The sequence below is a fragment of the Deltaproteobacteria bacterium genome, assembly GCA_016219225.1.
Taxonomy (GTDB): domain Bacteria; phylum Desulfobacterota; class RBG-13-43-22; order RBG-13-43-22; family RBG-13-43-22; genus RBG-13-43-22.
This window is the reverse complement of sequence record JACRBX010000181.1, coordinates 1-10,560: the sequence shown is the minus strand read 5'-3', so window position 1 is coordinate 10,560 and position 10,560 is coordinate 1. Positions and strand designations below refer to the sequence as shown.

Here is a 10,560-nt window from a genome sequence, read left to right as displayed (position 1 = left end):
TCTTTGCCCTTGAACAGGATCGAAGCCCGTTACCACAAAGCAAAAGCTCAAGTGGATAAACTCACCCAATCCATCCTGGCCAAGGCCTTCCGCGGTGAACTCGTGCCCCAGGACCTGAACGACGAACCGGCCTCTGAACTCTTAAAACGAACCAAGGCTCAAAAAGTTGAAGATAGACATCCTAAAGAAATAACGGGAAGAAAGAAGACCAAGGCATAGTATATTCTATGTGCTTTAATTCCTTCCTGTCTTGAATTACAACACAAAGGGTATATTAATGTGGACTATTTCAGCCCCCGGGACGCCTTCCGATTAAATTTGATATTATATTCAATTAAATATTGACTTTTGCAAAAAATAAGCAATAATTATCTTTAAAATAAATTTTAAAGGTAGTTAAGCCATGTTTATCGAGTTCAATGTCACCAATTTTCGATCTATCAAGGAAACCCTGACCCTTAGTATGGCGGCCAGCAAGTACTACCGGGGTCTTGAGGAGACCAATTGTCTTGAATCCGGCATCACTGGTTTGCCGAAATTGCTGCGCTCGGGGGTCATTTATGGGCCGAATGCGGGGGGTAAGAGTAATTTATTTAAGGCCATGCAGTTTATGCAGGCATTTGTCCTTACTTCACATGCCCTTCAGGAAGGGAAGATGATTAGCGTAGCCCCTTTCGCCCTGACTGCTGAGACCAGGGAAGATCCTTGTGAGTTTGAGATCTTTTTTATCCAGGATCAGGTGCGTTACCAGTATGGGCTTGCCCTTAATACCGCCAGAGTGGTCAAGGAATGGCTGCTGGCCTATCCGGAAGGCAAGGCACAACGCTGGTTCGAACGATCATACGACAAGAAGACAGATAAAGAAAACTGGTATTTTGGAAGTAAATTTACCGGACGAAAACAACTCTGGCAGGAGGCTACGAGAAAGAATGCCCTGTTTCTTTCGACCGCCATCCAGCTTAACAATGAACAATTAAAGCCGATTTTTAACTGGTTTCAACAAAAACTTTCTGTTGTTCTCCCTGGGGAAACGATCAATCTTCAGTTCACCATTGATAAATGTGGTTCCGATGAGGGAAGAAATCGGATTATGGAATTCATGAACTCGGCGGATATCAGTATTTACGGGATCGATATTGAGTTAAAGAAAATTCCTATTCCGTCGGGAATTTTGCCAGAAGGCATTCCCCAGGAAGTGAAAGAAAAAATCGTCAGAGATCTGCAGGAAAAGGGGGTTCCTCTGGTTCGCTTTCAACACCGGGATAATAACAATCAACCGGTATTTTTTCATATTTCCGAAGAATCAGATGGGACACAAAAATTATTTGCCTTTTCAGGTCCGTGGCTTGATGTCCTTGAAAGAGGGCGCATCCTCTTCGTCGATGAACTGGATACAAGTCTTCATCCTCTCCTGATCCGCTTTCTTGTCGAAAATTTCCACAGCAAAAAGGCTAATAAGAATAATGCTCAGTTGGTCTTTTCCACCCACGATACGTCCATTCTTGATACCGATCTCTTCCGTCGGGATCAGATCTGGTTTGTGGAAAAAGATCATGAGAATGCCACTAAACTCACATCTCTTAGTGATTTCAGCCCCCGCAAGGGTGAAGCTATCGAAAAAGGGTATTTAAAAGGACGCTACGGAGCTTTGCCGGCAATTAAAGATCTGAAAATTTAATGGGTACGGATAACCTCTTTCACAAAAGAAAAGCCCGCAAGGCCGAAATGCATCGCCGGAGAATAGCCACTCTTAGTCCTCTCCCCCGGGTATTGATAGTCTGCGAGGGTGGAAAGACTGAGCCTCACTACTTTAGATGGCTGATAAACTATTTTGGTTTGAACAGAGCTAACGTGGTCATTGGCGATAAAAAGAATGGGCTTGATCCCAAAAGGCTTGTTGATTATGCCCTTGAAGAATATAACAAAGAAAGGGATTTCGACCACGTTTATTGTGTTTTTGACCGAGACAAACATGCCACCTACGATGCAACCGTGGATAAAATACGTTCCGTCCGGCTCAGAAAAGGTGCCACAATCCATGCCACTACCTCTATTCCCTGTTTCGAGTTTTGGCTGCTTCTTCATTTTACCTACACCACCCGCCAGTATGATGCACCCATTAATGAATCAAATTGTGAATTGGTTGTGTCGGATCTCAGAAAGCATATACCTGACTATGATAAGGGCTCTCAAAACTTTTTGATTTATCTCGTCGACAAGACGGAGGAAGCCATCAGCAATGCCAAACAACTGGGAAAATTTCACGAATCCAGTGGAACGGATAATCCCTCAACAAAAATATATGTTCTGGTCGAATACCTGAAGAGCTTGAAAAGATAGATTATTACCTGCAAAGGGAGATCGATGAAACGGGTCACAGACATTCCGCAGAATGAAAGGCCCCGGGAAAAGCTGGCTAAGAAAGGACCGCAAGCGTTGTCCGATGTGGAACTCATGGCTATCCTTATTGGCCGGGGTATAGAAGGGCATGATGTCATGTCCGTGGCCAACCAGGTCTTGACCGCCATTGATTCCAACGGAGGCACGCCCGATTGTTCGGCCCTGCAGAATATCGCCGGCATGGGACCGGCCAAGGCGACCCTGATTGCCGCGGCCCTGGAATTTGCCCGACGGAGGATCAAACCGGAAGGATTTAAAATAAGTTTCCCTGCCGAAGTGCTTCCCTTGATTCAGCATTACGCCGACCGGAAGCAGGAACATTTTCTCTGTGTTTCCCTGAACGGTTCCAATGAAGTCATAGCGGTGCGGGTTATCTCCGTGGGGCTGGTCAACAAGACCCATGTCCACCCCCGCGAGGTCTTTGCCGATGCCATAACGGACCGGGCCAGCGCGGTCATCGTCGCCCATAACCACCCGTCTGGGAATGTGGAACCCGGCAAGGAAGACATGGAAATCACCAAACAACTCATGTCAGCAGGAGAGATACTGGGCATCAAACTCCTCGATCATATCATTTTCAACCGAGCAAGTTATTATAGCTTTCTTGAAAAAAAAGAAATTTGAGGGGCAGCTGGGGAGATGGGATTTTATGGTTTGCAGAGACCCGCTCAAGTTACCGGGGATGCTGGGGCAGAAATCATAATATCGGTCTTGACGAGCCTGACTGAAAAATTCAGTCAGAATCATAAGGCGGTGGATGTCGTCGAAAACAACCCGATGAAGCCCGATGAAGATTGTCGAGGTAACCATTGGAGGGGAAAAGTGATGAAAAGAGATGATGTTCTCGATCTTTTATGGAAATTTAAACGGGATAATGCGGAGAAATACGGCATTATTGAAATCCCATCACCAGTAAGAAACGGTTGGAGATGATAAATGGCCATGAAATGGGAAATTACTTCGGAAAAAATTCAGAAAGTTATCAGCAAAATTGTTGAAGTCAGCAATCCCAGGAAGCTGATCCTGTTTGGGTCCTATGTCCGAGGAAACCAGCATATCAATAGCGACCTTGATATATTGGTGGTAGCCGGGGACGAAATAGATAATCCCAGGAAGGAAGGAATCCGCATTCGGCGAGCCTTAAAAGGAATCAATATGCCCATGGATATCCTGGTCGTTCCCGAAAATAAGCTGGAAGAATTAATGACCATACCCGGTTTGATTTATAAAGAAGCGATCAACAAGGGAAAGGTGGTTTATGAATCCGCCCGCTAAAAAACGCTTGATGGTTTCTCCCGAAGAAGGGTTGGATCATGCCTTAAGTGATTTGAAACTGGCCAAGCTGGGAAAGGAAGACCCGGATATTCTGCCGGAACAAATTTGTTTTCATGCCCAGCAAGCGGTGGAAAAAGCATTCAAGGCCGTTCTCCTGTTCTCCAAAGCAGATTTTCCCTTAACCCATGACATACAGGAATTGATAGAAGTTTGCGAAGAAGCGGGAATTGCCTTGCCGGAAGATTTGAAAGAGGTGGACGTCCTGACTCCTTATGCCGTGGAAACCCGGTATCCGGGTTATTGGGAGGCGATCACCGAAATGGATAAGGAGGAGGCCATCCAACTCGCCGACAAAGTATTAGATTGGGCGAAAGCCCTTATTCCTAAAACTAAAATTAAAGAGATTCCTTCAAGCCTCCAATGAGGGGAGAATGAAAGGTCACAGACATTCCGCAGATGAAAGGCCCAGGGGAAAGCTGGCTACGAAAGGACTGCAGTCGAATCTTAACAAGCCTGACTGAAAAATTCAGTCAGGGCCATTTTGTGCCTCTGCGGTGAAAACAGTTTTTTAAAAAACTTAACTGATACCGGTCGTAATACCGCGGAATACTTCAAGGGGGGCTTGGGTTACCACTTGGCATAGTGTTCCTCGGTAAAGCCGGAAACGTTTTCCAGTTCCCAGACCTGATTCCCGTCCCCTAATGTCCCTTTGAATCGACCAAAGGGCTGGTGGAACCTGCTCACCAGAAGACCGGCATTGGTATTCGCCGAACGTTTGCCCTCCGGCAGGAATTGAAGCCGGACCCGGCCATCGTTCGAGACCATGTGCCAGGGCTTCAGGAGATCCAGGTCGTCATACCGAAAATCCACAACATCCGTCTTGACCAGACGCCCATTGATCCAGAAAGCGTTCTCCGTAAATCCCGTTTCGTTGACCCCTTGGACAAGATTGAAACCGATACGATTCCCTGCCCGGTCTATACCACCGCCGGAGGCCCAGTTCCAGAAGGTCTGACGGGCCAGGTAGCCCAGGGTATAGTCCAGGACGCCGAAAGAGCGTCCTTCCTGAATATCCCAGGAGACCCCCGGTAAGCTTACCGTCCCCCGGACGGGGATGCCTGCCTCCTTGTGGGTATAGTTAAAGCCTTTCAGCCCCACTCGGCTAAGGCAGACAAGGGGAGCAGAATATTTGAAAAAACAAAGGTTGATGGAAAGTTCTCCCCTGATGGTCCCTTCGAGGGTGATCCTGTCGGGATGGTTGATCATCCGGACCGTCGTTTTCCCTTTCGTGAAATGGATTTCACCTTGGCGAGAAGACCCTTCGAAGACGGCTGCACCCCCGCCGGGTGTAAGGATATTATATTCCCTGATTCGGTTGTTTCGGCGGTCGAAGAGATAGGCGAACAGATTGCACATATAACCGAGGCGGACAATGGCGGTGCCGAAAATGATGTCATTGTTGCAGAGGCCGAGGTATTCCCATCTTTTGATCCGGTACTTTAAAATCCAGTTTTTAACCAAAATTGCACGGTCTTTCGTGCTGTAGGGGCGGAAATCGTCCAGATTGAAAGAGGGCAGGGGGCTGCTGTAGATGCCGAAACAGGGCCTCCCGTCCATACCGATCAAGGAGTTTTCTTTGGTCTTATCCATCTTGCCTCCTTTTTTTTCAGGGATATTTCCTTTCGGATTTACCGGGGATCCTGGGGCTGGTGAGATAAAAAAGGTGGGGCCTAATTTCTCAGATAAATAGGTTCAGGATGCTTGAGGATTACCTTGGTATCCGGTGGTACGCTTTCGGTAATCCAGACATTGCCTCCGATGATGGTTCCGGCCCCGATGATGGTTTCCCCTCCCAGTATAGTGGCATTGGCATAAATAATTACATCGTCTTCAATGGTCGGGTGCCGCTTTTTATGGCGATAAAGATCTCCTGCGTTGCGTGGTAAGGAGAGTGCCCCCAGGGTAACCCCCTGGTAGATGCGTACCCGGTCCCCGATCACCGTTGTTTCACCGATGACCACACCGGTCCCATGGTCGATAAAAAAGTGTTCCCCGATGCTGGCCCCGGGATGGATATCGATTCCCGTCCGGCTATGGGCGTATTCGGTCATCATTCTGGGAAGCAGGGGAACGCCCAATCCATGCAAAGCATGGGCGATCCGGTATATGGTTATGGCAAAAAATCCGGGATAGCTGACAATAATTTCCGTGAGACTCTTGGCGGCCGGGTCTCCCTCAAAGGCGGCCTGGATATCCTTTTGCAGAAGGGCTTTTGTTTTTGGAAGGCCCTGAAGAAACTCGGCGGCTTTTTCATGCCCCCGGTCCTGACAATAGGTGCAGAGTCGTCTAAGATGTTTGCAGTCGTGAGGAAAAGATAAACTGATCTGCTCTTGATATCCCTTAAAAAGGACCCCGAGATCTGATTCGAGTTTTTTCCCCCATGATTCGGGGTAGGGTTCCTGGTAGTCCAGATATCCCGGGAAAAGTATGTGCCTGGTTTCATCCAACAGTCGGTTGACCGCCTCCGGATTCGGCAGGGTGATGGCCGGCTTAAAGGCTTTTGGATGGTGCGGATCCGTTTCAAAGAGTAATTCCCGGGCCAGGGCCTGCAGGTCAAACTCTGAAAAGGCCTGAGCTTCGGGAAGACATTTATAGGAATGGGATTTTAAATTCATTGTTTTATTTGAAAAATGCCGTAAGTGGCCCGCAGATTGGGCAGAAAGGTAATCATCTGCCCGCTTTTCTCCTGATCCCGGGTGTTGACTGCCGCCCACCGGACGATCTTAAAACCGACCTCCTTCGAAAAATGCTTAAAATCCTTAATGGTGATGACCCGGATGTTCGGCGTATCATACCATTGATAGGGGAGTTGAGCCGTAACCGGTGCGTATCCTTTGGTAAGTAACTGCCAGCGGACCTGCCAATGGCTGAAATTGGGGAAACTGACAATCCCGTTTTGCCCGATACGCAGAATGTTTCGGAGTAATTGATCCGGTTCATAAACCTGCTGAAGGGTCTGGCTCAAGACTACATAGTCGAAGCTCTTGTCCGGAAAGTCGGCGATCTCTTCATTCAGGTCCCCTTGCAGAACGGAAAGTCCTCTTTCGATGCAGCGGACGGTCTTGGGCTCATCATGCTCGATGCCCTTGCCCTCGATATTTTTATGGGTCTTCAAATATAAAAGCAGATCCCCTTCTCCGCAGCCAAGATCCAGCACCCTGGCCCCCGGTTCGATCCAGGAGGCCACTAATTGGAGATCAAAACGAATCCCGTTGTTTTTAAATTTCACGATAGACACGGTCTAAAAATCCTCTGATCATTTCATTTAAACGCTCATTAGGCAGCAGAAAAGCATCATGGCCCCATTGGGCTTCTATTTCGCAGAAGCTGACATCCCTTCCGTTTTTTTTCAAGGCCCGGACAATTCCTTTGGATTGATAGGTGGGATAGAGCCAATCGGAGGTAAAGGAAACCACCAGGAATTTGGCCGCGGACTTGGAAAAAGCCCTTACGGTCGAGCCGTTCCCGTGTTGGAGGCCCAGGTCGAAATAGTCGGAGGCCTTGGTAATATAGAGGAAGGCATTGGCGTCAAACCGTTCCACGAATTTGGCCCCCTGATAACGGAGGTAGCTTTCCACCTGAAAGTCGGCGTCGAAATTATAGGAAAAATCTGTTCTATCCTGAAGCCTCCGTCCGAACTTCAGCCGCATGGACTCATCGGAAAGATAGGTGATATGTCCGATCATGCGGGCTACCGCCAAACCTAAAGAGGGGTTGAGTCCCGAATAGTAATTGCCCCCCTTCCAGTTCGGATCGGCCATGATGGCCTGCCGGGCCACCTCATTGAAGGCGATGGCCAGGGCCGAATGTCTGGTCGTCGTGGCCAGAGGGATGGCCGAGAGGACCCTCTCCGGAAAGCGGACGGCCCATTCCAGGACCTGCATCCCCCCGATGGAGCCGCCTATGACCGAGAGGATTTTTTCGATTCCCAGATGATCCAGCAACTGCTTCTGGGCCGCTACCATGTCACCGATGGTTACCACGGGGAAATCCAGCCCGTAGGGCTTATTATTCCTGGAATCAGCCGAAGAAGGCCCGGTTGTGCCCAGACAACTGCCCAGGATATTGGAGCAGATGACAAAATATTTGTTCGTATCGATTCCCTTCCCCGGTCCGACCATAATATCCCACCAGCCGGGCTTGGTATCCTCCGGGGAATAATAGCCGGCCACGTGGGAATCCCCGGAAAGGGCATGGGCGATGAGGACCACGTTGTTCTTCTCCGGGTTTAAGATCCCGCAGGTTTCATAGGCCAGGGTCACCGGCCCTAAGCGGGCCCCGCATTCCAGGACCATCTCCTGGGGCGGATCGGCGAAGGTGAAGAATTTCTTCTCCACCATTCCCACGGAAACCCCTTGCGGGTCATGTTCAATGTATTCACTCAAGGGGCTGATCCTTCCAGGGCCTGCCCCAGGTCTTCGCAGAGGTCCTCGGCATCCTCGATCCCGATGGAAAGGCGAATCAGGTCAGGAAAAATGCCTAAGGCCAGCCGGGTTTCGTCATCAAAAGAGATATATTGGGAAGAGTAGGGATGAATCACCAGGGTCTTGCAATCCCCTAAATTGGCTAGGTGATAGATTAAACGGAGACGGTTAATAAATTGAAAACAGGCCGCCTGGTCTTTGAGGCCGAAGGTGATCAGGCCGCCGAACCCTTTATCTTGAAACAGTTTCCCGGCGGTTGAGTGGGAAGGATGGTCCGCGAATCCGGGATAGTTGACCCAGGTCACCTCGGGTCGTTTTTTTAAATAACCGGCAATTAAGGAGGCATTTTTCATGATCCGTTCCATCCGGAGGGAAAGGGTGTCCAGACCGAGCATGGTTAAATAAGAATGAAAAGGAGATTGGGTGGTGCCGAAGTTGATATGATGTTCCCGCCAGACCTTGTCCAGGAAGGCCAGGGGACCTTTGCGGTCGATAAAGGGTTTGAAATCCGGAAATCGTTCCCCGGACCAATCGAATTCCCCCTTGTCGATGACCACGCCGCCGACGGCCGCCCCATGGCCGTTCAGGTATTTGGTGGTGGAGTGGATGACCACGTCGGCACCCTGGTCAAAGGGACGGCATAAATAGGGTGTAACCAGGGTGTTGTCCACGATCAGGGGAATTCCTTCCTGATGGGCCACCCGGGCGATCTCTTTTAGGTTGGGGATATCCAGCTTGGGGTTGCCGATGGTTTCCACAAAGACAAACCGGGTCTTTTCATTAATGGCTTCGGCAACCGCCTTGGTATCGGTGGGTTCGACCAGCCGCGCCTTCAGGTTATATTTGGAAAAAACCTTGACAAAAAGAAGATAAGTGGACATGAAAAGGGAATTCCCGGCTACGAACTCGTCCCCTGATCGCAATAAGGCCAGGCAGGCATTGGTCACAGCCGCCATTCCGGAAGACATGACGATAGCGCCTTTGCCCCTTTCCAACAAAGTTAATTTTTCTTCCAGGGTGCGATTGGTCGGGTTGGTCAGCCTCATGTAGATATGGTCCCTGGTCTGACCTGCAAAAGTCTGACTCAAATTTTCGGCCGTCGGATGCAGATGTGAGGCGGTCTGGAAGATCGGAGGGAGGGTCGCCCCTTCCCAGGAGACAGGTGACTGGCCGGCGTGGATGACCTGGGTATCAAAACGGTATTGGTTTTCTTTTGCCATAATGGTTTTCCTCCGAATGGATTAGAATAATTTTTTCACCGCAAAGCCGCAAAGGACGCAAAGGGAAAATAATTTAAAAATTCATTATCGGTTTAAATATTTCGCAGTCCCGGCACAATTGCATCTTGTCACTCCAGTTTTTCTGGACCGATCCCTCACAAACGGTTCCATTGATGAACCAGCATAAACGGCCGGCATTGAATTTCCAGGCCGGGCACTTTTTTTTTCTCTCCGGAGGACATTTTTTTATGATCCAGCATTCCCGGGGATTCAAGTCCCGTTGTTGTTGCCTGGAAATCAGAAAAAAGAGCTGCCGTTCGATGTTCTCCGGAATGTTGCGCCAGCCCTGTTCATAGCTGTGGATGGCCTTGACCGAAGTAACCAGCAGTTGGGCCAATTCTTTTTGCGTTAATCCTAACTGTTTTCGATAAGATACGAATATTTCTTTTTTCATTACCCACTCGGGAGAAAAGCTGCGTAAAGACCACTTTTTCAGTAAAGATACCACATTGTGGTATAGACGTCAAGAAAAAAAATAATTTTTTTAATGGGCTGATCGTTGTTGGCCAGACCTTCCCGGAAGGACCCTTGCCTCCCTGCCTTTGGCTCTATGTTTTTCTCTTGACCTGGTATTTTTCTTCTCTTATACTCCCTTCCACCTCCTCATACACCCTTCATTAAAAAGCGGGTTCTTGTCAAAAGTTTTGAGCGGTTTGATCACTATTTGGAAATAGCGAGTTTATTATGAGCGAAAATAATACACGTTTGTCATGGGTAATTGACAGGCACGACCTGTTTGGTATTTTTTTTCTTGCATTAGGTACCCTTCTTTTTGAAATCACACTTACACGCATTTTTTCTTTTGTGGTATGGTCAAATTACGCATTTCTTATCGTGTCGACCGCCTTGCTTGGGTTTGGGATTGCAGGGGTGACACTGGCTGTCACCAGAAACAGTAATAGATGGTTCCCAAAGTCCCGGGTCGGAAGCTACTGCCTGTTTTTTTCTCTAACCGCTCTTTTTGCCCTTTTTCTGATTATCCGGGTTCCGCTGACTATCTCTACGTTTGACCAGACGATCAACTGGGTCTATCTGTTTATCATTTACCTGGCGATTATTATTCCATTTTTTTTCGCTGGTCTTGCCATTTCGATTTTACTGGCTTCTGACTCCAAACGGGT

The 10,560-nt window shown here is 48.6% G+C and carries 14 protein-coding genes; 8 read left to right on the top strand and 6 right to left on the bottom strand.

What is annotated here, in order from left to right; all coding sequences use genetic code 11:
* From HY879_15785 to HY879_15755, 7 genes are all read left to right on the top strand, one after another.
* The coding region (locus HY879_15785) for a specificity determinant for hsdM and hsdR (GenBank protein MBI5604800.1) at positions 1-219 on the top strand (219 nt) is incomplete at its 5' end.
* A gap of 184 nt (positions 220-403) precedes the next feature.
* Positions 404-1,678: an ATP-binding protein gene (locus tag HY879_15780; protein MBI5604799.1), complete on the top strand. Its 1,275-nt coding sequence runs from the start codon at positions 404-406 to the stop codon at positions 1,676-1,678.
* A complete protein-coding gene (locus HY879_15775) occupies positions 1,678-2,340 on the top strand; it encodes an RloB domain-containing protein (GenBank protein ID MBI5604798.1) in 663 nt (220 codons plus the stop codon). Before HY879_15780 ends, HY879_15775 begins: the two co-directional genes overlap by 1 nt.
* Before the next feature lie 24 nt (positions 2,341-2,364).
* Positions 2,365-3,024, top strand: coding sequence for a DNA repair protein RadC (gene radC / locus HY879_15770; GenBank protein MBI5604797.1), 660 nt, complete (start codon positions 2,365-2,367; stop codon positions 3,022-3,024).
* Positions 3,025-3,039: 15 nt separating this feature from the next.
* The gene (locus tag HY879_15765) at positions 3,040-3,333 is read left to right on the top strand and encodes a hypothetical protein (GenBank protein MBI5604796.1); all 294 of its coding nucleotides are present in this window, start codon (positions 3,040-3,042) and stop codon (positions 3,331-3,333) included.
* A 3-nt stretch (positions 3,334-3,336) separates the two neighbouring features.
* Positions 3,337-3,675: a nucleotidyltransferase domain-containing protein gene (locus HY879_15760; protein MBI5604795.1), complete on the top strand. Its 339-nt coding sequence runs from the start codon at positions 3,337-3,339 to the stop codon at positions 3,673-3,675.
* On the top strand, positions 3,659-4,099 hold the full coding sequence (locus HY879_15755; GenBank protein MBI5604794.1) for a HEPN domain-containing protein: 441 nt from the start codon (positions 3,659-3,661) through the stop codon (positions 4,097-4,099). Before HY879_15760 ends, HY879_15755 begins: the two co-directional genes overlap by 17 nt.
* Before the next feature lie 203 nt (positions 4,100-4,302).
* Here the strand turns inward: HY879_15755 and HY879_15750 are convergent, their stop codons facing one another.
* The 6 genes from HY879_15750 to HY879_15725 all read right to left on the bottom strand — a co-directional run bounded on the left by HY879_15750 (position 4,303) and on the right by HY879_15725 (position 9,833).
* Positions 4,303-5,325 carry a DUF2804 domain-containing protein gene (locus tag HY879_15750; GenBank protein MBI5604793.1) on the bottom strand — a complete coding sequence of 341 codons (1,023 nt, stop codon included), beginning with the start codon at positions 5,323-5,325 and terminating at the stop codon, positions 4,303-4,305.
* Between the two features lie 80 nt (positions 5,326-5,405).
* On the bottom strand, positions 5,406-6,350 hold the full coding sequence (locus HY879_15745) for a serine acetyltransferase (protein MBI5604792.1): 945 nt from the start codon (positions 6,348-6,350) through the stop codon (positions 5,406-5,408).
* A complete protein-coding gene (metW, locus tag HY879_15740; GenBank protein ID MBI5604791.1) occupies positions 6,347-6,943 on the bottom strand; it encodes a methionine biosynthesis protein MetW in 597 nt (198 codons plus the stop codon). The genes HY879_15745 and metW overlap by 4 nt, the downstream gene beginning before the upstream one ends.
* 10 nt (positions 6,944-6,953) lie before the next feature.
* On the bottom strand, positions 6,954-8,120 hold the full coding sequence (locus HY879_15735; protein MBI5604790.1) for a homoserine O-acetyltransferase: 1,167 nt from the start codon (positions 8,118-8,120) through the stop codon (positions 6,954-6,956).
* Positions 8,117-9,379 carry an O-acetylhomoserine aminocarboxypropyltransferase/cysteine synthase gene (locus HY879_15730; protein ID MBI5604789.1) on the bottom strand — a complete coding sequence of 421 codons (1,263 nt, stop codon included), beginning with the start codon at positions 9,377-9,379 and terminating at the stop codon, positions 8,117-8,119. Before HY879_15730 ends, HY879_15735 begins: the two co-directional genes overlap by 4 nt.
* Positions 9,380-9,452: 73 nt before the next feature.
* Entirely contained in the window at positions 9,453-9,833 is a 381-nt protein-coding gene (locus HY879_15725; protein ID MBI5604788.1) for a helix-turn-helix domain-containing protein, read from the bottom strand.
* Between the two features lie 290 nt (positions 9,834-10,123).
* Between HY879_15725 and HY879_15720 the strand changes: the two genes are divergently transcribed.
* Positions 10,124-10,560 (top strand): hypothetical protein (locus HY879_15720; protein ID MBI5604787.1); only part of this gene is annotated, 437 nt, incomplete at its 3' end.

Excerpts from the sequence above, each read along its gene's own strand:
- HY879_15780 (MBI5604799.1), top strand. The coding sequence starts at position 404 with ATGTTTATCGAGTTCAATGTCACCAATTTTCGATCTATCAAGGAAACC.
- HY879_15775 (MBI5604798.1), top strand. The coding sequence starts at position 1,678 with ATGGGTACGGATAACCTCTTTCACAAAAGAAAAGCCCGCAAGGCCGAA.
- radC (MBI5604797.1), top strand. The coding sequence starts at position 2,365 with ATGAAACGGGTCACAGACATTCCGCAGAATGAAAGGCCCCGGGAAAAG.
- HY879_15765 (MBI5604796.1), top strand. The coding sequence starts at position 3,040 with ATGGGATTTTATGGTTTGCAGAGACCCGCTCAAGTTACCGGGGATGCT.
- HY879_15760 (MBI5604795.1), top strand. The coding sequence starts at position 3,337 with ATGGCCATGAAATGGGAAATTACTTCGGAAAAAATTCAGAAAGTTATC.
- HY879_15755 (MBI5604794.1), top strand. The coding sequence starts at position 3,659 with ATGAATCCGCCCGCTAAAAAACGCTTGATGGTTTCTCCCGAAGAAGGG.
- HY879_15750 (MBI5604793.1), bottom strand. The coding sequence starts at position 5,325 with ATGGATAAGACCAAAGAAAACTCCTTGATCGGTATGGACGGGAGGCCC.
- HY879_15745 (MBI5604792.1), bottom strand. The coding sequence starts at position 6,350 with ATGAATTTAAAATCCCATTCCTATAAATGTCTTCCCGAAGCTCAGGCC.
- HY879_15730 (MBI5604789.1), bottom strand. The coding sequence starts at position 9,379 with ATGGCAAAAGAAAACCAATACCGTTTTGATACCCAGGTCATCCACGCC.
- HY879_15725 (MBI5604788.1), bottom strand. The coding sequence starts at position 9,833 with ATGAAAAAAGAAATATTCGTATCTTATCGAAAACAGTTAGGATTAACG.